This is a genomic window from Paracoccus sp. NFXS7 (assembly GCF_040148865.1).
Classification (GTDB): domain Bacteria; phylum Pseudomonadota; class Alphaproteobacteria; order Rhodobacterales; family Rhodobacteraceae; genus Paracoccus; species Paracoccus marcusii.
Genome location: NZ_JAKEKV010000001.1, coordinates 306,169 through 328,253, shown reverse-complemented (window position 1 = coordinate 328,253; position 22,085 = coordinate 306,169). Strand labels below are relative to the sequence as shown.

The window sequence follows — 22,085 nt, the reverse complement described above, 5'->3', positions numbered from 1 at the left end:
GGCGCCGGGGAAAGTCACAACTGCTTCGGCTGCCAGTCGATCCAGCGCCCGTGAAAATCCGCGCGGCCAAGCGACCAGTCGCGCCGGGTGCCGTCCCACAGCGTCAGGTCCAGCGCCGCGCCCTCGCCACCATCGGCCTCCATCCGCAGATGGGCCACGGGGGCCGACGGGGTCGCGGTCCGGCCTGCGTGGGACAGTGCGTCAGTGCAGGCCTGCGCCGTCGCGGGCGGAAAATACTGGGCCGCGACGGTGTGATAGACCAGCGTCAGCCGGTCCGGCACCGGCTTGGCCAACCGGTCGGCCAGCCAGGCGCCCGCATCGCCACGGTCGACCTGCGGCGGGTCCCGCCGGGCCAGGACCAGCGCCGCCCGCAGGCGCGCCATGCGGTCATGCTGATCGGCCCAGCAATAGGCCATCAGCCGCAGCCCGTCGCGATCCGGGTCCAGCGGGTTCAGGTCGACGCCGCGACGGCTGGCAACCGTCACCGACCCTTGCGGCATCGCGCCCCGCCATTCGGGTGTCAGCACCACGCCGGTTTCCCCCGTACCCAGGTGATAGCGGTCGAAATTCAGGTTCAATCCGGCCGATGCCCCCAGCTCCAGCAGCCGCAGTGGCAGGGGCGACACCGCGCTGAGGAACCGTGCCGCGGCGATCAGGGCCGCGGCACGGGCGACCTCGTTCGTCTGCGGGGGGCTGTCCAGCCATGACAGGATGGTTTCCGCATGATCGTCCAGCACGCGGCGCAGCAGGGCCGGGTCCACAACGCCGCCGTCATAAGCGCGTGCAAGGTCAGGGGCCTGCCCGGTCAGCACCAGCGCATGCAGCGCCCCGCACAGGCGCAGGGGCAGCGAATCCGCCGCGGTGGACGGATCGCCCGTCCAGCCCAGCACGCGGTCGGCGACCGGTCCGTCGGCCAGAACCTGGGGCAGGGTCCGGCACAGCTGTGCCGTCAGCGGTGAGCCAAGCGCGGCACAGGCGCGGGCCTGATGGGCAAAGGTCGCGGCGACCGTCACTTGAACCGGTCGCTCAGCGCGCGCAGGCGGTCGGTCAGGGTGACGGGCTGGGGCGCGGGGTCCGGTTTCGGCGCCGGTGGGGGTGCGGGTTTCGGGGTCGGGGCCTCGGTCCCGCTGTTGCGCGCCGGTGCGGTGCGGTTCGCCGCCGCATTCTGGAACCGGCCGCCATCGCCGGCCGCCAGCGCCGGGGCGCCGTCCGAGATGCCGCGCAACAGGTCGTCCAGCCAGTCCTGCTCTGCCTTGGCAAAGTCGGACAGCACATAGGACGCGACCTTGTCCTTGTGCCCTGGATGCCCGATGCCCAACCGCACCCGTCCGTATTCCGCGCCGATATGCTGGTGGATCGAGCGCAGCCCGTTATGGCCCGCATGCCCGCCGCCCTGCTTGACGCGGCACTTGCCGGGCGCCAGGTCCAGTTCGTCATGCAGCACGATGACGTCGGCGGGCGTCAGCTTCAGATAGCGCGCGGCCTCTCCGACGGACTGGCCGGACAAGTTCATGAAGGTCTGAGGCTTGAGCAGCGTCACCCGCGTTTCGCCAAGGCGGCCATCGGCGGCCATGCCCTGAAACCGGGCGCGCCAAGGGGTGAAATCGTGGTCCGCGGCGATCCGGTCCAAGGCGAGAAACCCGATGTTGTGACGATTGGCCGCATATTTCGCGCCGGGATTGCCCAGCCCCACGATCAGCTTCACGGCTGCCTCCTGTCCGCCCGCCGGGGCGATTTGCGTTCCATCCCTTGCGGCTGTCCTTGCCCGTTACTAAGACTCTGTCAACACTTCGCGGGTAAGACAGGGACAAGTGCCCGGTCGAATCGCGGGGACAGGGGCGAACAGGCAAGGACAGAAGATGAGCGATCCGGCAGAATTCTACATGAACACCCTGGTGCCGATGGTGGTCGAACAGACCTCGCGCGGGGAACGGGCCTATGACATCTTCTCGCGTCTGCTGAAGGAGCGCATCATCTTCGTCTCGGGTCCCGTCCACGACGGGATGTCGACGCTGATCTGCGCGCAGTTGCTGTTCCTTGAGGCGGAGAACCCGTCCAAGGATATCAGCATGTATATCAACAGTCCCGGCGGTGTCGTGACCTCGGGTCTGTCGATCTATGACACCATGCAGTACATCAAGCCGCGCGTCTCGACGCTGGTGGTGGGGCAGGCGGCCAGCATGGGCTCGCTTCTTCTGGCGGCCGGAGAGCCGGGGCTGCGCTATTCGCTGCCGAACAGCCGCGTGATGGTCCACCAGCCGTCGGGCGGATACCAGGGCCAGGCCACCGACATCCTGATCCACGCACGCGAAACCGAAAAGCTGAAGCGTCGCCTGAACGAGATCTATGTCCATCACACCGGCAAATCCCTGACCGAGGTGGAGGAAGCGCTGGAGCGCGACCGCTTCATGACCGCGGACGAGGCGAAGAACTGGGGCCTGATCGACGAGGTCGTGGCTCCGCGCGGCAAGGCCGTCCCGGAAAAGAAATAGCTTTGATGGGGATTGTGACGGGCCGGACTGGCCCGTAACATGGCGTGAATGACCCGCGGCGGCCGATCCGCCGCGGAAACCCGAAGATGCGGCGCGCGGAAACCCGATCCCGCCGTCGCCCGCCCCGCGTCCTTGCGGGACGGCAGTCAAGGAAATGGACGATGGCGAACCAGTCCGGCAGCGACAGCAAGAACACGCTCTATTGCAGCTTCTGCGGCAAGAGCCAGCACGAGGTCCGCAAGCTGATTGCGGGACCGACCGTGTTCATCTGCGACGAATGCGTCGAACTGTGCATGGACATCATCCGCGAAGAGACCAAGACCAGCGGTCTGAAGTCCGGCGACGGCGTGCCCACCCCGCGGGAAATCTGCGGTGTGCTGGATGATTACGTCATCGGGCAGGAGCATGCCAAGCGCGTGCTGTCCGTGGCCGTGCACAACCATTACAAGCGTCTGAACCACGGCTCCAAGACCGACATCGAACTGGCCAAGTCGAACATTCTGCTGATCGGGCCGACCGGCTGCGGCAAGACGCTGCTGGCGCAGACCTTGGCGCGCATTCTGGACGTGCCCTTCACGATGGCGGACGCGACCACGCTGACCGAGGCGGGCTACGTCGGTGAGGATGTCGAAAACATCATCCTGAAGCTGCTGCAGTCGTCCGAATACAACGTCGAACGGGCACAGCGCGGCATCGTCTATATCGACGAGGTCGACAAGATCACCCGCAAGTCGGACAACCCGTCCATCACCCGTGATGTGTCCGGCGAGGGCGTGCAGCAGGCCTTGCTGAAGATCATGGAGGGTACGGTCGCCTCGGTTCCCCCGCAGGGCGGGCGCAAGCATCCCCAGCAGGAGTTCCTGCAGGTCGACACGACCAACATCCTGTTCATCTGCGGTGGCGCCTTTGCCGGTCTGGACCGCATCATCGCGCAGCGCAACAAGGGCACGGCGATGGGCTTTGGCGCGTCGGTCAAGGAAACGGGTGATCAGGGCGTCGGCGAGCTGTTCAAGGAACTGGAGCCCGAAGATCTGCTGAAGTTCGGCCTGATCCCGGAATTCGTCGGACGTCTGCCGGTCATCGCGACCCTGACCGACCTGGACGAAGAGGCGCTGATCATCATCCTGACCAAGCCGAAGAACGCCTTGGTCAAGCAGTACCAGCGCCTGTTCGACCTAGAGGGCGTTCAGCTGACCTTCACCGACGACGCGTTGACCGCCATCGCCAAGCGCGCGATCAAGCGCAAGACCGGTGCTCGCGGTCTGCGGTCGATCATGGAGGAGATCCTGCTGGACACCATGTTTGAACTGCCCGGACTGGACAGCGTTCAGGAGGTCGTGGTCAACGACGAGGCCGTGGACAACCCCACTGCCAAGCCCCTGCTGATCCATGTCGATCCCAAGAAGGAAACCGCCTCGGCAGGGTGATCGGGGCGTCCGCGCAAGGCTGGACCTTGCGCGGAAACTGGGGCATATCCCAAGGGCAAAACTGATCGTTGAGGGTCCTGCCGATGTCGTTCCTGCTGCGCTTTCTGACCTGGTGGAACAGCCAGACGCTGAACACTCAGTTCTGGACCTGGCGAAACGGCGTCAAGGTCGGTGAGGATGCGGCCGGAAACATCTTCTACAAGACCAAGGACGGCAAGCGCCGTTGGGTCATCTATAAATCCGAATGCGAGGCCAGTCAGATTTCGCCGGAATGGCACGGCTGGCTGCACCACACCTGGAACGAGGCGCCGACCGAACTGGCCGTCCCGCGCAAGGCGTGGGAACAGCCGCACCAGGCCAACCTGACCGGCACGCCTGGCGCCTATGTGCCGGCCGGGTCGCTGTATCGCGCGGCACCCGCGGTGCGCAGCGATTATGACGCGTGGCGCCCGGAATAGGATGTCGACCGACATCGCCCATGGGACCGAGGCGCGGGCCGAACTGATCGCCGGTGGCATCGTCCTTGCGGTGGCCGCGGGCTTTCTTGCTTGGGCGGCGCAGGGCCAATGGGGCGGCGGATCGGGTTATCCGCTGATCGCATCGTTTCCGGATGTCGACGGGGTCGCGGTCGGGACAGAGGTCCGTTTGGCCGGTGTTCGTATTGGCCGCGTCAGTGAGGTTCGGTTGAACCCGCAGACCTATCTGGCCGATGCCGTCCTGACGATCCCATACGACATCGCGCTGCCCACGGACAGTGCCGCACTGATCCAGTCCGACGGACTGCTGGGCGGCGCATATATCCAGCTGCAGCCTGGCGGAGCGATGGACAATCTCGCCCCAGGGGACGAGATCGAGGATGTGCAGGGCGCGGTCAGTTTGCTGCAACTGATGCTGAAATTCGTCGACAGCCAATCGGCCGATGAGTCCGCGCCGTGATTCGTGCCGCGCTTTGCCTGATGCTGATGGCAACACCCTTGGCCGCACAGGATACCGTGCGCGCATCGGGGGCGATGCTGCGGGGTCTGGACAAGGTGTCGGGGCGGACGACAGACCTGCCGCTTCAGATCGGTCAGGCCGTCCGTTACGGGCGGTTGGAGATCAGGCTGGGCGAATGCCGCTATCCTGCAGGCGATCCCAGCTCGGACGCCTTCGCGCAACTGACCATCACCGACCTGCGGCAGAACGCGACGGTCTTCAGCGGCTGGATGATCGCCAGCTCGCCCGCGCTGTCGGCGCTGGATGACGCGCGCTACGATGTCTGGGTCATGTCCTGTCAGGGCTGAGCGGACAGCATCTCGGCTGAGGGCAGTGGCGCCGCACGGATGTCGGCCTTGCGGCGGAGGGCCGCGGTCAGCCGCGTGTGATAGGTCTTGCGCGGAATTTCGATCCCACCCATCCGGGCGAGATGCGGCGTCAGGAACTGCGTGTCGAACAAGGTGAAGCCGCATCGCTTCAGGTGCGTCGACAGCCACCACAGCGCCATCCGCGATCCGTTCTCGCGGGCCGAAACCATGGATTCGCCGAAGAACGCCCCACCAAGGGTCACGCCGAACAGACCGCCCGCGAAGGCCCCGTCATGGCGGATCTCGATGGCATGCGCATGGCCCGCGCCGTGCAGCGCCTGGTACAGGTCCGCCAGCGGAGCGTTGATCCACGTCGTTTCGCGGTCTGCACAGGCGGCGACCACGGTTGCGAAATCACCGTCCAGATGTGCGGACCATCCCCCACGCCGCAGGTCTCGCCGCAGAGAGCGCGCGACATGGACGCCCCCCACCGGCAGGACCCCCCGCATCGGGGGGTCGAACCAGTACAGGCGGTCGTCATCCGCGCTTTCGGCCATCGGAAAGACGCCGCGCGCATAACCGGTCAGCAACTGCGCAGGCGTCAGCATCGGGCCCTTACGCGTAGTGCCGGGCCAGCCAGCGTCCCAGCCAGTGGATCGAGTAGTTCCCCGACTGGATGTCAGGTTCCGCCAGCAGATCACGGAACAGCGGCACGGTCGTGTCGACCCCGTCCACGATCAGTTCGCCCAAGGCGCGCGACAGACGGGCCAGCGCCTCGTCCCGGTCCCGACCGTGAACGATCAGCTTGCCGATCAGGCTGTCGTAATAGGGCGGGATCGAATAGCCCTGATACAGCGCCGAATCCATCCGCACGCCCAGACCGCCCGGGGCGTGATACTGGGTGATCTTGCCGGGGCAGGGAGAGAAGCTGGGCACCTTCTCGGCGTTGATCCGCACCTCGATCGAATGGCCGTTGATCACCAGGTCCTCTTGGTGGAACTCCATCGGCAGGCCGGCGGCGACGCGGATCTGCTGGCGCACCAGATCGACCCCGAAGATCGCTTCGGTGACCGGATGTTCCACCTGCAGGCGGGTGTTCATCTCGATGAAGTAGAACTCTCCGTCCTCGAACAGGAATTCGATCGTGCCGGCGCCGGAATAGCCGATCTTGGCGACGGCATCGGCGCAGACCTTTCCGATCCGGGCGCGCTGTTCGGCGGTGATGGCGGGGCCGGGGGCCTCCTCCAGCACCTTCTGGTGTCGGCGCTGCAGCGAGCAGTCGCGTTCGCCCAGATGCACGGCGCGGCCCTTGCCGTCACCGAAGACCTGGATCTCGATGTGGCGTGGACGCTGGAGGTATTTCTCCAGATAGACGTCGGGGTTGCCGAAGGCAGCCTTGGCCTCGGACCGCGCGGTACGGAAGGCGACCTCAAGGCCCGCCTCGTTCTCGGCGACCTTCATGCCGCGACCGCCGCCGCCCGCCGTAGCCTTGATAATGACCGGATAGCCGATCTGGGCCGCGACCGCCTTGGCCTGTTCCACGTCGTTCACGCCACCGTCGCTGCCGGGCACGCAGGGCACGCCAAGCGCCTTCATCGTGTCCTTGGCGGTGATCTTGTCGCCCATGATGCGGATGTGTTCGGCACGCGGACCGATGAAGGTGATGCCGTGATCTTCCAGCATCTGCACGAAACCCGCATTCTCGGACAGGAAACCGTAGCCCGGGTGGATCGCCTGCGCGCCCGTGATCTCGCAGGCCGAAATCAGCGCCGGCATCGATAGATAGGACTGCGCCGAGGACGGCGGACCGATGCAGACCGATTCGTCCGCCATTCGGACATGCATCGCGTCGGCATCGGCGGTCGAATGGACCGCGACCGATGCGATGCCCATCTCGCGGCAGGCGCGGATCACGCGCAGCGCGATCTCGCCCCGGTTGGCGATGAGGATCTTGTCGAACATGGGCTTACTCGACGATCATCAGGGGGGTGCCGAATTCGACCGGATTGCCGTCATCGACCAGGATGCGGCGCACCGTGCCCGCGCGGGGCGCGGGAATGTGGTTCATCGTCTTCATGGCTTCGACGATCATCAGCGTGTCGCCCTCGGCCACGGTCTGACCGACGGTGACGAAGGCCGCGGCGCCTGGTTCAGCCGACAGATAGGCGGTGCCCACCATGGGCGATGTCACGGCGCCGGGCAGGCTGGCCGGATCGGCGCTGGCGGCGGCAGGGGCGGGCGCAGTGGCCGCGGCGGGCGCCGGGGCGGATGCCTGCGGTGCCGGGGCGGAGGGCGCCGCGGGGCCTTGGGCATAGACGACCTGCTTGCCCTGCTTGGTCAGGCTGACCGTCAGGCGGTCATGCTCGCCGTACTCGCGCTTGACCTGGATCTCGTTCAGCTCGCTGGAGTTCAGCAGCTCGGCCAGCGAGCGGATGAAGGCCACGTCGCCCTCGTGATGCTTGTCGTGGTGGGAATCGTTGCTCATGCCATCCTCTGACGTGTTCTGGTCGGGCCGCGTCCACGCGCGGCGATTGCAGGGCTTATAGCCCCTGTGCCTGCCCAAGGGGAAGGGTCCCGTCGCGCTTTGCGCGCTCAGGCGCCGGGGCGCGCGGCCTTTTCTGCCAGGCCAGAGGTGCCTTCGCGCCGCGTCAGCTCCGCCTCGACGTCCTCCAGCGTGATGTCGCGCGCGGCCAGCATGACCAGCAGGTGGAACATCACGTCGGCGGCCTCGGCGGTCAGGCGGGCGCGGTCGCCCTTGACCGCCTCGATGATCGCCTCGACGGCCTCCTCGCCGAACTTCTCCGCACATTTCTCGGGGCCCTTGGCCAGCAGTCTGGCGGTCCAGCTGCTATCGGGGTCGGCGGTCTTGCGGTCCTGGACGGTCGCGGCCAGGCGGTGCAGGGCGGTCATGTCAGCCTCATGGGAATGCCGGCGGCGGCCATGTGGGCCTTGGCCTCGGCGATGGTATGCGTGCCGAAATGGAAGATGCTGGCGGCCAGAACGGCGCTGGCATGACCTTCGGTCACGCCCTCGACCAGGTGGTCCAGCGTGCCGACGCCGCCGGATGCGATGACCGGAACGTTCACTGCATCGGCGATGGCCCGCGTCAGCGGCAGGTTGAACCCCGACCGCGTCCCGTCCCGGTCCATCGAGGTCAGCAAGATCTCTCCTGCGCCCTTGGCTTCGACCACTCGCGCGAACTCCACCGCGTCGATGCCGGTGGGCTTGCGGCCGCCATGGGTGAAGATCTCCCACCGGCCGTCTTCCACGGTCTTTGCGTCGATCGCCACGACGATGCACTGGCTGCCGAACCGGTCGGCGGCGGCGGCCACCACGTCCGGGTCGGCCACGGCCGCGGAGTTGAAGCTGACCTTGTCGGCCCCAGCCAGCAGCAGCGCCCGAACGTCGTTATGCGTGCGCACGCCACCGCCCACGGTCAGCGGGACAAAGCATTGTTCCGCCGTCCGGGTCACCAGATCGAACATGGTGCCGCGATTTTCATGGGTGGCATGAATGTCCAGAAAGCAGATCTCGTCCGCGCCGGCGGCGTCATAGGCGCGTGCGGCTTCGACCGGGTCGCCGGCATCGACCAGGTCGACGAAGTTCACGCCCTTGACCACGCGCCCGTCGGCGACGTCCAGGCAGGGAATGATCCGGGTCTTGAGCATCGTCGGGGCCTTTGGCTGGGGCTGGTAAGCCCTGGGTTCTAGCGCAGCGGCGGCGGCGGGACCAGTGGTCCGCGCCCGCCCGTGTCAGGCCAGCGCGGCCAGCGCCTGGCGCAGGTCCAGCGCGCCGTCGTAAAGCGCGCGCCCGGAGATCGCGCCCGCGATCACCTTGGTGTCGTCAAGCGCCTTCAGGTCGGCCAGCGACGAGACCCCGCCGGATGCGATCACAGGAATGGTGACGGCGCGGGCCAGCGCCTCGGTCGCGTGGATGTTGGGGCCGCCCATCGCGCCATCACGGTCGATGTCGGTATAGATGATTGCGGCGACGCCCACGTCCTGGAACCGGCGGGCCAGGTCGGTGGCGTTCACGTCGGTTTCCGTGGCCCAGCCCCGCGTCGCGACCTTGCCTGCGCGGGCGTCGATACCGACCGCGATGCGGCCGGGAAAGGCGTCGGCGGCCTCGCGCACCAGGTCGGGATTCTCGACCGCGACGGTGCCCAGGATCACGCGGGTCAGGCCGCGGTCCAGCCAGGATTCGATCGTCGCCATGTCACGGATGCCGCCGCCCAGCTGGGTCGGAATGTCGGTGGCCGCAAGGATCGCCTCGACCGCCGCGGCATTCACGGGCTTGCCCTCGAAGGCGCCGTTCAGGTCGACCAGGTGCAGCCATTCGGCACCCGCATCCTGGAACGCACGGGCCTGGGCCGCGGGATCGGTGCCGAAGACGGTCGCGGCCTCCATGTCGCCGCGCAGCAGGCGCACGCAGTTGCCGTCCTTCAGGTCGATGGCGGGATAGAGGATCATGGCGGCACGCTCCGGTCTCAAGGGTTGCGCCCCCTTTGCCACGGGGCGGGCGGGAACGGCAAGGGACCTGACGTCATGCTTGCCCGGACGGGGGCAGCCCGCGCAATCTGGTCGCACCCTGAGGAGGAGGGACCCATGCGTCACATCATTCTGGCCGCCACGTTCGCGCTGGCTGCAGGGGCGGCCAGCGCCGACCCGATCGAAGGGGTCTGGCAGACCCAGCCCGACGAGGGCGCGTTCGCCCATGTCACCGTCGCGCCCTGCGGCGGCGCGTTCTGCGGCACGATCACCCGGACCTATCGCGACACGGCCGAATACCAGTCGCCCAACCTGGGCCGCCAGATCGTCATCGACATGGCGCCCCAGGGCGGCGGCAACTATGCAGGTCGCGTCTGGCGGCCGTCCAACGACAAGATCTATGCCGGCAAGGCCTCGGTCGCGGGCGACCGGATGAGCCTGTCGGGCTGCATCGCCGGTGGCCTGCTGTGCAGCAGCCAGACCTGGGTGCGGGTGCAGTAGCACCGACAGAACAGTGATCGGGGCCGGGCGAACCTGCCGCGGCCCCGACGCGTTCCCTGGGCGAAACAGCAATCAAGGAACGCACCATGCCGATGATTTCCGCGAAAGATGGCACGCAGCTTTACGTCAAGGACTGGGGGCAGGGCCGCCCGGTCGTCCTGATCCACGGCTGGCCCCTGACCGCCGACAGCTGGGAGACGCAGGCCTTGGGCCTGGCAGAGGCCGGATACCGCGTCATCAGCTATGACCGCCGCGGATTCGGGCGGTCCGAACAGCCTTGGAACGGCTATGATTACGACACGCTGTCGGACGATCTGGCCGCGGTGATCGACGGGCTGGAACTGACCGACGCGGCCATCATCGGATTTTCCATGGGCGGCGGAGAGGTCGCCCGCTATGTCTCGCGCCACGGCGCAAAGGGGGCCAGCCGGTTGGGGTTCATCTCGTCTGTCGCGCCGGGGCTGCTGAAATCCGACGCCAATCCCGACGGTGCCCCGGCCGACCTGTTCGAGGGGATGCGCGACGGGCTGCGCAAGGACCGTCCGGCCTTCCTGCAGGATTTCGCCAAGCAGTTCTATGGCCAGGGCCTTCTGGGCGGCGTCAGTCAGGCCGTTCTGGACTGGACACAGGGCATGGCGATGATGGCCAGCCCACGCGCCACGATCGAATGCGTGACAGCGTTCGGGATGACCGATTTCACCGCGGACGTGGCGCAGATCAACCTGCCCACGCTGGTCGTGCATGGCACGGCAGACAAGATCGTGCCCATCGCCGCCACCGCGCACCGGATGGCCAAGATGGTCCCGACCGCAAAACTGATCGAATACGACAACGCCCCGCACGGCCTGGCCGCCACGCATGGCGAGCGTCTGCTGGACGACCTCAAGGCGTTTCTGGCCTGATCGGGGGCAGGGGGCGGACCGTCCGCCCCCTGTCGCCTATTCTGCCGCCTGCGCCGCGCGCCACTGAGACACGCAGGGGATCTTGTCGCGGTCGCAGCGGTCGGAGTATTTGCGGGCGATGTCACGGACCTCTGACAGCAGACCCTCGGCCAGGGTAATCGGCTGCAGGCCCAACCCCAGAAAGCTGTCGTTGACGACATGCAGGTCGTTCTCGTCAGCCTCGTTGCGAGGGTTTTTCTGGAACGCGACCTCGGTCCCCGTGCGGTCCGAGATCATCTGCGCCAGGTCGCGGACGCGGTGCGTCTCGGTCATCTGGTTCAGGATCTGCACCCGGTCGCCGCGCTTGGGCGGGTTCGCGATGGCCAGTTCGATGCAGCGGCAGGTGTCCTGAATGTGGATGAAGGCGCGCGTCTGACCGCCCGTTCCATGCACGGTCATCGGATAGCCGATGGCCGCCTGCATCAGGAACCGGTTCAGTACCGTGCCATAGTCTCCATCGTAATCGAACCGGTTGATCAATCGCTCGTCCATCTGCGTTTCGGCCGTCTGCGTGCCCCAGACGATGCCCTGATGCAGGTCGGTGATCCGCAGGCCGTCGTTCTTGTTGTAGTAGAAGAAGAACAGCGCATCCTGGGTCTTGGTCATGTGATAGATGCTGCCCGGATTGGCCGGGTACAGGATCTGCTGGTCATGGGGTCCCTGCGCGGTCTGCACGGTCACGTCCAGATAACCTTCGGGGATCTTCATGCCGGCGGTGCCGTAGCCATAGACGCCCATCGTGCCAAGGTGCACCAGATGGATGTCCTGACCTGATTCGACGATCGCGGCCAGTACGTCATGCGTCGCGTTCAGGTTGTTGTTGACGGTGTACCGCTTGTGTCGGGCCGATTTCATGGAATAGGGCGCCGCGCGCTGTTCGGCGAAATGCACGATCGCATCGGGCCGTTCACGCTCCAACAGCGCCAGCAGCCGGTCGTAATCCTGACCGACCGTCAGATCCTCTGTCCGGATGTGGTTGCCGGTCACCTCGGCCCAGGCACGGACGCGCTCGCCCAAGGGGCGGATCGGCGTCAGGGAGGCGACCTCAAGCTCCACATCGATCTTGCGGCGCGAGAGGTTGTCGACGATCACGACGTCGTGACCGCGGGCGGACAGGTGCAGGGCCGTGGGCCAGCCGCAGAAACCGTCTCCGCCCAGAACGATGATCTTCATGATATGCCTTGCCGAATGATGCGCTGAATTCATTCAAATCAATATCCATGCGCACATGCAAGCGCCACCCCCGCAGGGGTTGCGTCATCCGGGTGTCATGAAACCGGCGGCAATCAGCCTGTCTGGGCCTGCTGCATGTTGACCATATGCGCCGCGATGGCGTCTTCCAGGTCGGGATAGAAGGTCAGCTTGCCCTGTTCCAGAACCGCCCCTGCATGACAGGTCTCGCGCAGCATTCCCATCGAATGCGCAACCACGATGGCCCCGGCATTCGACATGCGTTCGTTGAAGACGCGGTTGGACTTGGTGCGGAAGGCCGCGTCGCCCACGGCCGAGACCTCGTCCACCAGGTAGGTGTCGAAGGGCACCGCCATCGACAGGCCGAAGGCCAGCCGGGACCGCATCCCCGAGGAATAGGTGCGGATCGGCAGCTTGAAGTGATCGCCCAGTTCGGCGAAATCCTGGACGAAGTACAGCAGTTCCTCGGTGTCCACGCCATAGATGCGCGCGACAAAGCGGCAGTTCTGCTCTCCCGTCAGCTCTCCGCTGAACGAACCGGCAAAGCCCACCGGCCAGCTGATTGTCCCCGTGGACAGCACCTTGCCCGACGACGGCAGCATGGCCCCCGAGATCATCCGCAGCAGCGACGACTTGCCCGCGCCGTTGCGCCCCAGCAGCGCGACCGACACGCCGGACGGAAAGATTGCGGTGATGTCGTCGGCCACCACCTTGTGCTTGCCGTTTAGCGTGTAGGTCTTGCAGAGGTTCTGCAGATAGATCATCGCCGGTCGCGCAGGCTGTAGAAGATCAGGCTGCCGATCACCCACAGCACCGTCAGGAACCCGGCGATCATCAGCAGCAGCTTGGCGCGTTCGGGGAACTCGGCCTCCTGTGCAAGCGTCGGGCGGATATATGGTGCCAGGTAACGCGACTGGCGCACGGCCTCGGCCCGCGCGGTCTCGAAGCCGGCAAGGGCCGCGGTATAGGTGGCCTCGGCGAACTGCCGGTCGACGGTCAGGATCTCGAACTGGCCGACGACATCGGACAGGGCCTCCTCGCCGCCGGTCGACCCGAACTTTTGCCGCTCGGCCTCGATCTGGTCGCGGATGACCTGGATGCGCAGTTCGGCCTGGCCGATCCGCGGGTCCTCGGGCTGCGCGTTCGCCTGCAGCAGGCCCAGGCCGACCAGCTGTTCGGCCAGTTGCTGCTGCAGCGATGTGACGACGCCGATCTGACCCTGCACGTCGGCCACCGGGTCCACCAGCTGATAGCGATTGCGGAACTCGGTCACCTCCTGGCGGGCCTCGCGCAGGCGATCCTGCGCCCGATCCAGCTCGTCGCGGGCATAGCGCAGGGCATCCTCGCGGGCGATGTCGTTCAGACGGTTGATCAGGATGCCGCCCTCTTCCAGGATCGCGTTGGCGATGGTCTGGGCATCGACAGGATCGAAGGCCAGGATGCGCAGGTCGATCATCCCGGAATCGTAATGGATGCGGACCTTCCGCTCCCATTCCTCGACCAGATCCTCCAGCGACGGCCCGCCGTTGAAACCGAAGATCGGATCGCCCGGGGCCTTGGACCAGACCTCGCGCAGGTCGATGCGGGCATTGACCCGTTCGACCAGGTCACGGCTCTGGATGAACTTGTAGAGGATGTCGGTGTCGCTGGTCGAACTGGACGTGACCCCCACCAGAGACCCCAGCCCACCCAGAACGTCCGCCGGGCTGGGCGCGGATTCGCTGCGGACCGAGAAGCCGACATAGGACGCGTACTGGTCCGATGCGCGCGTATAGATGTACACGGCGCTGAGGAGGACAGGAATGATCACCATCAGGACAAAGCTGATGGCCATGCCGTAATGGCGCCGATGCAGGCGCGCCGGACCGGCCGGGGGCAGAACGGGCTGCTGCATCGCGGCCTGGATGCGGGCCTGCATCTGCGGATTGTGCTGGCCGGGGCGGATCACCTGCTGGCCTGCGCCCTGACCGGGGCGATGGACCATCTGGCCACCCTGCTGGCCCTGCGGACGGGGCTGACCTGCGCCCGGTCCCTGGGGCTGCAGCGGTTGACCCTGTCCTGCCTGACCCTGGGTTGCCCCTTGGCCCTGTGCGGGGCCCTGGGGGCCTTCCTGCGGTGCGGTGGCACCGGGGGGCGTGTTCCTGTGGGGACCGGAGTTGGAATCCTGGGCGGACATGCGCTTACCCCGCCTGCCTTGTTGATCTTGCTGGCGCCGTCATACATAAGCGCGCAGAACAGTTCCAGCACCGATCCGTTGCCAGGATCGTGAGCAGCGCAAACGCGCCCCCGGCGCCATCCGTGATCCGCATGTCCCAGTCCACCACGCCCCGACACGGCCCGCCCGCCGCCCCCCTGCCGCAGCGCAAGACCGCCGCGCAGGGCCCGCGCGTCCTCAAGGAGGTGCGAAAGCACCGCAGCTTCGCCAGCCTGCGCGCCATCACGGCGCTGATCCTGCGCGAGGTCCAGACCAGCAACGGCCGCGCCTCGGGGGGGTATTTCTGGGCGGTCGCGGAACCTGCGGGCGGGATCATGTTGCTGACACTGATCTTCTCGGTCACCTTCGCGCTGCCGCCGATCGGGACAAGCTTTGCGATGTTCTATGCCACCGGGATGGTGCCGTTCCTGGGATACATGGACATCTCGAACAAGGTCGCGTCCTCTGTGCGCTATTCGATGGCGCTCCTCAGCTATCCGGCGGTGACCTTCATGGACGCGTTGCTGGCACGGATCGCCTTCAATGCGATCACCCAGGTTATGGTGGCCACAGTGATCTTCACCGCGATCATGATGACGTCGGAAACCCGGACCGACCCGCAGATGGACCTGATCGCGATCGGCCTGGCGATGATGATCCTGACGGGTGCCGCCATTGGCGTCATGAACTGCTTCCTGTTCGAGGCGGTCAGTTGGTGGCAGCCCCTGTGGGCAATCTTCATGAAGCCGTTCTTCCTGCTCTCGTGCATCTTCTTCATGTTCGACGATGTGCCCCAGCCCTATCAGGACTGGCTGTGGTGGAACCCGCTGATCCATGTCATCGGACAGATGCGGCGGTCGTTCTATCCGCAATATGCCGGCGAATACGTCAGCTATACCTATGTCTTCGGGCTTGGCCTGGGGCTGTTCGCCTTGGGGTTGGCGCTGCTGGTCCGGTACCACCGCGACCTGCAGAACAGCTAGCCCCGTGGGTCGATCAGGCGCGCCAGGACCGCGGCCTGTGTGATGCGCCCGCCGCCCTGTACGGGCAGGGCCGTGCGATCCGCCAAGAGGCCCATGACCGCGCGCACCGGCATGTCGCGGGGCACAGGCTCTCCCTCGGCGGTGCCGGGTTCGGCAACATCTTCAGCTGTCAGCACGCCAAGCGGGTTCATGTGCGCCACGAAATCGGCGACATAGTCGTTGATCGGGTTGGCAATGATCTCTCTGGCGGTTCCGATCTGCACGATGCGTCCGCCCTCCATCAACGCGATGCGGTTGCCAAGCTTGAAGGCCTCGTCCAGGTCATGGCTGACGAAGATGATGGTCCGCCCGGTCTTGGCCTGCAGCTCCAGCAGTTCGTCCTGCAGCCGGGCGCGTATCAGCGGGTCCAGCGCGCTGAACGGTTCGTCCATCAGCAGGATCGGCGCCTCGGTCGCAAAGGCGCGGGCCAGGCCGACGCGCTGCTGCATGCCGCCGGACAGCTCTCCGACCTTGCGGTCGGCCCATTCCGACAGGCCTACGGTCGCCAGATGGCCCTCGATCTTGCTGCGCCGTTCGGCCTGCGACATGCCCGCCAGCTCCAGCCCAAGGCCGACATTGTCGCGCACCGTGCGCCATGGCAGCAGGCCGAAGGCCTGGAACACCATCGCCACGTCGCGCAGGCGGATGTCGCGCAGCGCCCGGCTGCTGGCTGCGGTCACGCTGACCATCTGACCGCCGCGCTTGATGCGGACCTCTCCGCGGCAGACGGGGTTCAACGCGTTCACCGCCCGCAGCAGCGTGGACTTGCCCGATCCCGACAGGCCCATCAGGACCAGGATCTCTCCATCGGCGACAGACAGGCTGCAATCGTGGACGCCCAGCACCTGCCCGGTTTCGGTCTTGATGGGGCCGCGGTCCAGACCCTCGTCCATCAGGGGCAGGGCGCGGTCGGGGTGGTCGCCGAAGACGATGCAGACCCGGTCGAATTCGACGGCGTTCATTTGCGGCCCTCCATGCGCAGCATCCGGTCCAGCAGGATGGCGACGACGACGATCACCATGCCCGATTCGAAGCCTAGTGCGGTGTTGACGCTGTTCAGCGCCCGCACCACCGGCACGCCCAGCCCCGATGCGCCGACCAGCGCGGCGATGACGACCATCGACAGCGACAGCATGATGGTCTGGTTCAGCCCGGCCATGATCTGGGGCAGGGCGCTTGGCAGTTCCACCTTCCAGAGCAGTTGCCGGGGGGTGGCACCGAATGCAGTCGCGGCCTCGACCAGTGCGGGCGGGGTCGAGGCAATGCCCAGTTGCGTCAGCCTGATCGGCGCGGGCAGCACGAAGATCACGGTGGCCAGCAGGCCCGGCACCATGCCGATGCCAAAGAACACGATCGCCGGGATCAGATACACGAAGGTCGGCAGCGTCTGCATCAGGTCCAGGACCGGGCGCATCCAGGCATAAAGCCGCGGCCGGTGCGCGCAGGCGATGCCGATGGGCACGCCCACGGCCATGCAGACGATGCAGGCCGACAGGACCAGCGTCAGCGACTGCAGCATTTCGGACCAGTAGCCCTGGTTCAGCACGAACAGCAGCCCGAACATCACCAACAGGCAGGTGCCCAACCGACGTTGCAGCGCCCAGGTCAGCGCCACGGCCAGTGCGATGAACAGGAACGGGTTCGGCGCCTCCAGCCCCGTCAGGATGGCGTCGATCAGCGCCTCCATCCCGGTCGAGATCGCATCGAACAGCCCGGCCGCATTGGCGTTCAGCCAGTCAAAGACCGTCTTTGCGGTCCGTCCCACGGGGATCTTGGTGTCGGTGACCCAATCGGTCAGCTGTTCCATGCCTGCACCCTCTATGACGTTGGGGGCCCCGGCGGCACAGCGCCGGGGCGGGGGGTCATTGCGCCAGCGCCTCGGTCAGCGCGGTCTGGGGGTCGTTGCCGTCGGCGGTGGTCACGTCGACCAGCCAGGGGGTGGCCGCGTCCGGGTTGGCCGCAAGCCAGTCGCGGGCGGCGTCCATCGGATCCTGACCGTCGTTCAGGATCGCGCCCATAACCTCGTTCTCCATGGTCAGGGTGAACTCCAGGTTGGTCAGGAACTTGCCCACGTTCGGACATTCCGCGACATAGCCCGCGCGGGTGTTGGTGCGAACCTCGGCGCCGCCAAGATCGGGGCCGAAGATCTCATCGCCGCCGGTCAGATAGGTCATCTCGAACTGGGCGTTCATGGGGTGGGGCTCCCATCCCAGGAAGATCACCGGCTGATCGCTGTTGGTCGCGCGCTGGACCTGGGCCAGCATGCCCTGTTCGCTGGATTCGACGACCTCGAAGGTGCCCAGGTCGAACTTGTCCATCGCCACCATCTCAAGCAGCAGGCGGTTGCCGTCGTTGCCCGGCTCGATGCCATAGATCTTGCCGTCCAGCGCCTCGCTCTGCGCGGCGATGTCTGCGAAATCGGCGATCCCCAGGTCGGCACCGGCCTTGTTTGTGGCCAGCGTGTACTTCGCGCCGGTCAGGTTGGTGCGCACCGTGTCGACCGTGCCCGCGTCGCGATAGGGGGCGATGTCGGCCTCCATCGTGGGCATCCAGTTGCCCAGGAACACGTCCACGTCGTCCGTGGACAGCGCCGTATAGGTCACCGGAACCGAGAGGATGCGTGTTTCGGTCTCGTATCCCAGGGCCTGCAGGACCGTCGACGCGATGGCCGTGGTCGCGGTGATGTCGGACCAGCCCACGTCGGAAAACACCACCTCTCGGCAGCTGTCGGGTTCCTGCGCGGCGGCGGGCAGCGCCAGCGCGGGCGTCATCGCAAGGACCGCGAGGATGCGGGAAAGGGTCATGATGGGCTCCCTGTTCTTGATTGTTCAGTCAATTAACGTTACATGGAAACGGCAACGCAACAGAAATCTTCCGCCGCAGGTGCAATCATGCCGAAACTCGGGGCCGAGCCTATCCGAAAAGCAGCGCTGATCAATGCCGCGATCTTCGAGGTGGGGCGCGCGGGGTCGCTGGACGTCACCGTCGCACAGATCGCCAAGCGTGCCGGCATGTCGCCGGCGTTGGCCCACCATTACTTCGGATCCAAGGACCAGATCTTCCTGGCGGCGATGCGGTATATCCTGCGCAGTTATGGGCAATCGGTCCATGACCGCCTGCCGGGGCGGGGTGCGCGGGGGCGGTTGGATGCGATCATCCACGCCAGCTTTGCGCCCCAGAACTTTCAGCGCGAGACGGTCAGTGCGTGGCTCAATTTTTATGCACTTGCGCTGAACTCTCCCGAGGCCGCGCGCCTGTTGCGGGTCTATCACCGCCGGCTGCATTCGAACCTGATCGTGGCGCTGCGCGGCCTGACCGACCACCCCGAGCGCACCGCCGAGACGTTGGGTGCGCTGATCGACGGCGTTTATCTGCGCGCGGTCCTGACCCCCGGTCCGACCGATGCCGATGTGGCGCTGAACACCATCATGACCTATCTGAAGGAGGCCCTTGCATGAGCCTTTCCGCACAACCCACCGCATCCCTGTTCATCGGCGGCAAGCCGGTCGAAGGGCAGGGTGCCGACCTGCCCGTCCGCTATGCGTTGACCGGCGAGACCATTGCGACGCTGAAGGAGTCGTCGACCGACCAGGTGTCCCAGGCCTGCGCCGCCGCCAAGGCCGCCCAGCCCGCATGGGCCGCGATGGCGCCCGTCGAGCGGGGCCGCATTCTCGGCCGCGCGGCCGCGATCATCCTTGAGCGCAACGACGAACTGGCGCGCCTTGAGACCCTGGACACCGGCAAGCCGATCCAGGAGACGTTGGTGGCGGACTGGCCGTCGGGTGCCGCGGCACTGGAATATTTCGCGGGCCTGGCGGCGACACTGACCGGCCAGATGATCCCCCTGGGGGCGGACTGGGCCTATACCCGCCGCGAGGCCCTGGGTGTCTGTGCAGGCATCGGGGCCTGGAACTATCCCAGCCAGATCGCCTGCTGGAAGGCCGCGCCGGCCTTGGTCATGGGCAACACCATGGTCTTCAAACCGTCCGAAGAAACGCCGCTAGGGGCCCTGAAACTGGCGGAAATCTTCATCGAGGCGGGTATGCCTCCGGGCGTGTTCAACGTGGTGCAGGGCCGGGGCGATGTCGGTGCCGCGCTGGTCACCGACCCCAACGTGGCCAAGGTGTCCCTGACCGGTTCGGTGCCCACCGGCCGCCGCGTCTATGCGGCCGCCGCCGAAGGAATGCGCCATGTCACGATGGAGCTGGGCGGCAAGTCGCCCCTGATCGTCTTTGACGACGCGAACCTTGAGGACGCGGTCAGTGCCGCGATCCTGGCGAACTTCTACAGCTCGGGGCAGATCTGCTCCAACGGGACGCGCGTCTTCCTGCAGGAGGGCATCAAGGAGGACTTCCTGGCCCGCCTGGCGGAACGTGTGAAGGCCGTGCGCATGGGCGATCCGCTGGACCCGGACACCAATCACGGTCCGATCATCAATGCGGCCCAAGCCGACAAGATCCGCGCCGCCATCCGCGCCGGGCGTGACGCCGGTGCCCGGCTGGTCTGCGGCGGAGAGGGCGAGGGGCCGTTCATCCCGCCCACGGTCTTTGCCGATGCCACCGACGACATGACCATCGCGACGGACGAGATCTTTGGGCCCGTCCTGACTGCTCTCAGCTTTGCCGACGAGGACGAGGTGATCGCCCGTGCCAACGGCACCGGCTTTGGCCTGGCCGCGGGGGTCTTTACCCAGGACCTGTCCCGCGCCCATCGCGTGGTCGCCGCGCTGGAGGCCGGCACCTGCTGGATCAACACCTACAACCTGACGCCGGTCGAGATGCCCTTTGGCGGCGTCAAGCTGTCCGGTCTGGGCCGCGAGAACTCCGCCGCCGCGATCGAGCATTATAGCCAGTTGAAATCCGTCTATGTGGGCATGGGAGGCGTCGATGCACCCTACTGATCTTCCGAAAGCCGCCAAGGACGCGGATTACGTCATCATCGGCGCGGGCAGCGCCGGCTGTGCCCTGGCCTATCGCCTGACCGAGGCGGGACGCACCGTCACGCTGATCGAGTTCGGCGGCAGCGATGTCGGCCCCTTCATCCAGATGCCAGGCGCGCTGTCCTATCCGATGAACATGAGCCGCTATGACTGGGGCTTTGCCAGCCAACCGGAACCGCATCTGGGCGGGCGCAAACTGGCGACGCCGCGCGGCAAGGTCATCGGCGGATCGTCGTCGATCAACGGCATGGTCTTCGTGCGCGGCAACCCCAAGGATTTCCAGCATTGGGCCGACAGCGGCGCCGCGGGCTGGGACTATGCGGGCGTCCTGCCGTATTTCAAGCGGATGGAGACCTGGCACGGCGGCACGTCGCCGGTGCGCGGCACCAGCGGCCCGCTGCACATCACCCGCGGCAAGCGCAAGAACCCGTTGTTCAACACCTTCATCGAGGCGGGTCACCAGGCAGGATGGCCACGCACGGACGATTACAACGGCACCCAGCAGGAGGGTTTCGGCCCGATGGAGGCCACCATCTGGAAGGGCCGCCGCTGGTCCGCCGCCAATGCCTATCTGCGTCCTGCGAAAAAGACCGGCCTGCTGACCGTCGTGCGTGGTCTGGCGAACCGCATCCTGTTTCAAGGAAAACGCGCCTATGGTGTTGAAATCGAACGCAACGGCAAGGTCGAGGCCGTTCTGGCGAACCGCGAGGTCATCATCTCGGCCAGCACGATCAACACGCCCAAGCTGCTGATGCTGTCGGGCATCGGGCCTGCGGATCACCTGCGCCAGCATGGCATCACGCCACTTGCGGATCGTCCCGGCGTCGGGGGCAACCTGCAGGACCATCTTGAGATCTACATGCAGTACAAGTCGCTGAAGCCGGTGACGCTGTATACCTATTACAACCTGCTGGGCAAAGGCCGCGTGGGTGTCGAATGGCTGCTGCAGAAGACCGGCCTTGGCGCATCGAACCAGTTCGAAAGCTGCGGTTTCATCCGGTCGTCGGATGCGAAGGACTATCCCGACATCCAGTATCACTTCCTGCCGCTGGCGGTCCGTTATGACGGGAAATCGGCGGCCAAGGGTCATGGGTTCCAGGCCCATGTGGGGCCGATGCGGTCGAAATCGCGCGGCACAATCCGGCTGGCATCGGGTGACCCATCCGTGGCGCCCGAAATCCGCTTCAACTACATGTCCCAACCCGAGGATTGGGAGGAGTTCCGGGCATGCGTCCGCCATACGCGCCGCATCTTTGACGCCCCCGCGTTCAAGGAATATCGCGGCGACGAGATCCAGCCGGGCGATGCCGTGCAGACCGATGAACAGATCGACGCGTTCATCCGCGAACATGCGGAATCGGCCTATCATCCCTGCAGCACCGCCCGCATGGGTGCGGCCAGCGATCCCGACGCGGTCGTGGACCCCGAACTGCGTGTGATCGGGGTCGAGGGCTTGCGCGTCGCGGACAGCTCGATCTTTCCGCGCATCACCAACGGCAACCTGAACGGCCCGTCGATCATGACCGGCGAAAAGGCCGCCGATCACATCCTGGGCCGCCAGATGCTGCGCGCCTGACAAAGAAAGGCCCGCAGCGATGCGGGCCTTTC

25 protein-coding genes are annotated in these 22,085 nt (G+C 66.2%); 11 read left to right on the top strand and 14 right to left on the bottom strand.

Translation table 11 applies throughout. The features are described 5' to 3' along the window. Nucleotides 1-14: 14 nt before the first annotated feature. Nucleotides 15-1,013, bottom strand: coding sequence for a DUF2332 domain-containing protein (locus LZ686_RS01660; RefSeq protein ID WP_349546798.1), 999 nt, complete (start codon nucleotides 1,011-1,013; stop codon nucleotides 15-17). After that, nucleotides 1,010-1,705: an aminoacyl-tRNA hydrolase gene (gene pth, locus LZ686_RS01655; RefSeq protein WP_349546797.1), complete on the bottom strand. Its 696-nt coding sequence runs from the start codon at nucleotides 1,703-1,705 to the stop codon at nucleotides 1,010-1,012. Before pth ends, LZ686_RS01660 begins: the two co-directional genes overlap by 4 nt. 154 nt (nucleotides 1,706-1,859) lie before the next feature. Between pth and LZ686_RS01650 the strand changes: the two genes are divergently transcribed. The 5 genes from LZ686_RS01650 (at nucleotide 1,860) to LZ686_RS01630 (ending at nucleotide 5,202) form a co-directional block, all read left to right on the top strand. Further along, nucleotides 1,860-2,492 (top strand): ATP-dependent Clp protease proteolytic subunit, encoded by a 633-nt coding sequence (locus LZ686_RS01650; RefSeq protein ID WP_349546796.1) that lies wholly within the window; start codon nucleotides 1,860-1,862, stop codon nucleotides 2,490-2,492. A gap of 161 nt (nucleotides 2,493-2,653) precedes the next feature. Next, nucleotides 2,654-3,919: an ATP-dependent Clp protease ATP-binding subunit ClpX gene (gene clpX / locus LZ686_RS01645; RefSeq protein ID WP_045981266.1), complete on the top strand. Its 1,266-nt coding sequence runs from the start codon at nucleotides 2,654-2,656 to the stop codon at nucleotides 3,917-3,919. Between the two features lie 83 nt (nucleotides 3,920-4,002). After that, nucleotides 4,003-4,377, top strand: a complete 375-nt coding sequence (locus LZ686_RS01640) for an NADH:ubiquinone oxidoreductase subunit NDUFA12 (RefSeq protein WP_349546795.1) — start codon at nucleotides 4,003-4,005, stop codon at nucleotides 4,375-4,377. Nucleotide 4,378: 1 nt separating this feature from the next. Then, on the top strand, nucleotides 4,379-4,855 hold the full coding sequence (mlaD, locus tag LZ686_RS01635) for an outer membrane lipid asymmetry maintenance protein MlaD (protein WP_349546794.1): 477 nt from the start codon (nucleotides 4,379-4,381) through the stop codon (nucleotides 4,853-4,855). 26 nt (nucleotides 4,856-4,881) lie between these two features. Then, nucleotides 4,882-5,202, top strand: coding sequence for a DUF2155 domain-containing protein (locus LZ686_RS01630; protein ID WP_232303241.1), 321 nt, complete (start codon nucleotides 4,882-4,884; stop codon nucleotides 5,200-5,202). Here the strand turns inward: LZ686_RS01630 and aat are convergent. The 6 genes from aat to hisA form a co-directional block, all read right to left on the bottom strand. After that, on the bottom strand, nucleotides 5,193-5,810 hold the full coding sequence (gene aat, locus LZ686_RS01625; protein WP_349546793.1) for a leucyl/phenylalanyl-tRNA--protein transferase: 618 nt from the start codon (nucleotides 5,808-5,810) through the stop codon (nucleotides 5,193-5,195). The genes LZ686_RS01630 and aat overlap by 10 nt on opposite strands. Nucleotides 5,811-5,817: 7 nt before the next feature. Next, entirely contained in the window at nucleotides 5,818-7,164 is a 1,347-nt protein-coding gene (gene accC / locus LZ686_RS01620) for an acetyl-CoA carboxylase biotin carboxylase subunit (RefSeq protein WP_349546792.1), read from the bottom strand. Between the two features lie 4 nt (nucleotides 7,165-7,168). Then, nucleotides 7,169-7,687 (bottom strand): acetyl-CoA carboxylase biotin carboxyl carrier protein, encoded by a 519-nt coding sequence (gene accB, locus LZ686_RS01615; RefSeq protein ID WP_349374444.1) that lies wholly within the window; start codon nucleotides 7,685-7,687, stop codon nucleotides 7,169-7,171. Between the two features lie 107 nt (nucleotides 7,688-7,794). Continuing rightward, the gene (locus LZ686_RS01610) at nucleotides 7,795-8,112 is read right to left on the bottom strand and encodes a phosphoribosyl-ATP diphosphatase (RefSeq protein ID WP_045981259.1); all 318 of its coding nucleotides are present in this window, start codon (nucleotides 8,110-8,112) and stop codon (nucleotides 7,795-7,797) included. Beyond that, complete coding sequence (gene hisF, locus LZ686_RS01605; protein WP_349546791.1) at nucleotides 8,109-8,870, bottom strand: imidazole glycerol phosphate synthase subunit HisF; 762 nt, start codon at nucleotides 8,868-8,870, stop codon at nucleotides 8,109-8,111. Before hisF ends, LZ686_RS01610 begins: the two co-directional genes overlap by 4 nt. Before the next feature lie 84 nt (nucleotides 8,871-8,954). Beyond that, nucleotides 8,955-9,671, bottom strand: a complete 717-nt coding sequence (hisA, locus tag LZ686_RS01600; RefSeq protein ID WP_045999045.1) for a 1-(5-phosphoribosyl)-5-[(5-phosphoribosylamino)methylideneamino]imidazole-4-carboxamide isomerase — start codon at nucleotides 9,669-9,671, stop codon at nucleotides 8,955-8,957. A 135-nt stretch (nucleotides 9,672-9,806) separates the two neighbouring features. Here hisA and LZ686_RS01595 point away from each other — a divergent pair, with 135 nt between their 5' ends. After that, the gene (locus tag LZ686_RS01595) at nucleotides 9,807-10,190 is read left to right on the top strand and encodes a DUF2147 domain-containing protein (RefSeq protein ID WP_045999046.1); all 384 of its coding nucleotides are present in this window, start codon (nucleotides 9,807-9,809) and stop codon (nucleotides 10,188-10,190) included. Between the two features lie 86 nt (nucleotides 10,191-10,276). Next, on the top strand, nucleotides 10,277-11,092 hold the full coding sequence (locus LZ686_RS01590) for an alpha/beta fold hydrolase (protein WP_349546790.1): 816 nt from the start codon (nucleotides 10,277-10,279) through the stop codon (nucleotides 11,090-11,092). Nucleotides 11,093-11,128: 36 nt separating this feature from the next. On the opposite strand, the gene LZ686_RS01585 is transcribed toward LZ686_RS01590, so the two are convergent. The 3 genes from LZ686_RS01585 to LZ686_RS01575 form a co-directional block, all read right to left on the bottom strand. Further along, nucleotides 11,129-12,304 carry an NAD-dependent epimerase/dehydratase family protein gene (locus LZ686_RS01585; RefSeq protein WP_045981254.1) on the bottom strand — a complete coding sequence of 392 codons (1,176 nt, stop codon included), beginning with the start codon at nucleotides 12,302-12,304 and terminating at the stop codon, nucleotides 11,129-11,131. 113 nt (nucleotides 12,305-12,417) lie between these two features. Then, the gene (locus LZ686_RS01580; protein ID WP_045981253.1) at nucleotides 12,418-13,086 is read right to left on the bottom strand and encodes an ABC transporter ATP-binding protein; all 669 of its coding nucleotides are present in this window, start codon (nucleotides 13,084-13,086) and stop codon (nucleotides 12,418-12,420) included. Then, on the bottom strand, nucleotides 13,083-14,306 hold the full coding sequence (locus LZ686_RS01575; RefSeq protein ID WP_246071247.1) for a KpsE/RkpR family capsule polysaccharide export protein: 1,224 nt from the start codon (nucleotides 14,304-14,306) through the stop codon (nucleotides 13,083-13,085). The genes LZ686_RS01580 and LZ686_RS01575 overlap by 4 nt, the downstream gene beginning before the upstream one ends. Nucleotides 14,307-14,587: 281 nt before the next feature. Here LZ686_RS01575 and LZ686_RS01570 point away from each other — a divergent pair, with 281 nt between their 5' ends. After that, the gene (locus LZ686_RS01570; RefSeq protein ID WP_052714598.1) at nucleotides 14,588-15,499 is read left to right on the top strand and encodes an ABC transporter permease; all 912 of its coding nucleotides are present in this window, start codon (nucleotides 14,588-14,590) and stop codon (nucleotides 15,497-15,499) included. Here LZ686_RS01570 and choV read toward each other — a convergent pair. From choV to choX, 3 genes are read right to left on the bottom strand one after another with little or no spacing between them, the layout of a single operon-like run. After that, nucleotides 15,496-16,500: a choline ABC transporter ATP-binding protein gene (gene choV, locus LZ686_RS01565; protein ID WP_349546789.1), complete on the bottom strand. Its 1,005-nt coding sequence runs from the start codon at nucleotides 16,498-16,500 to the stop codon at nucleotides 15,496-15,498. The genes LZ686_RS01570 and choV overlap by 4 nt on opposite strands. Further along, entirely contained in the window at nucleotides 16,497-17,345 is an 849-nt protein-coding gene (gene choW, locus LZ686_RS01560; RefSeq protein WP_045999052.1) for a choline ABC transporter permease subunit, read from the bottom strand. The genes choV and choW overlap by 4 nt, the downstream gene beginning before the upstream one ends. Nucleotides 17,346-17,400: 55 nt before the next feature. After that, nucleotides 17,401-18,342, bottom strand: a complete 942-nt coding sequence (choX, locus tag LZ686_RS01555) for a choline ABC transporter substrate-binding protein (RefSeq protein ID WP_045981249.1) — start codon at nucleotides 18,340-18,342, stop codon at nucleotides 17,401-17,403. 87 nt (nucleotides 18,343-18,429) lie between these two features. Between choX and betI the strand changes: the two genes are divergently transcribed. From betI to betA, 3 genes are read left to right on the top strand one after another with little or no spacing between them, the layout of a single operon-like run. Then, nucleotides 18,430-18,996, top strand: coding sequence for a transcriptional regulator BetI (gene betI / locus LZ686_RS01550; RefSeq protein WP_045981248.1), 567 nt, complete (start codon nucleotides 18,430-18,432; stop codon nucleotides 18,994-18,996). Next, on the top strand, nucleotides 18,993-20,438 hold the full coding sequence (gene betB, locus LZ686_RS01545) for a betaine-aldehyde dehydrogenase (protein WP_349546788.1): 1,446 nt from the start codon (nucleotides 18,993-18,995) through the stop codon (nucleotides 20,436-20,438). The genes betI and betB overlap by 4 nt, the downstream gene beginning before the upstream one ends. Then, nucleotides 20,425-22,053, top strand: coding sequence for a choline dehydrogenase (betA, locus tag LZ686_RS01540; protein WP_349546787.1), 1,629 nt, complete (start codon nucleotides 20,425-20,427; stop codon nucleotides 22,051-22,053). Before betB ends, betA begins: the two co-directional genes overlap by 14 nt. Nucleotides 22,054-22,085: the final 32 nt, after the last annotated feature.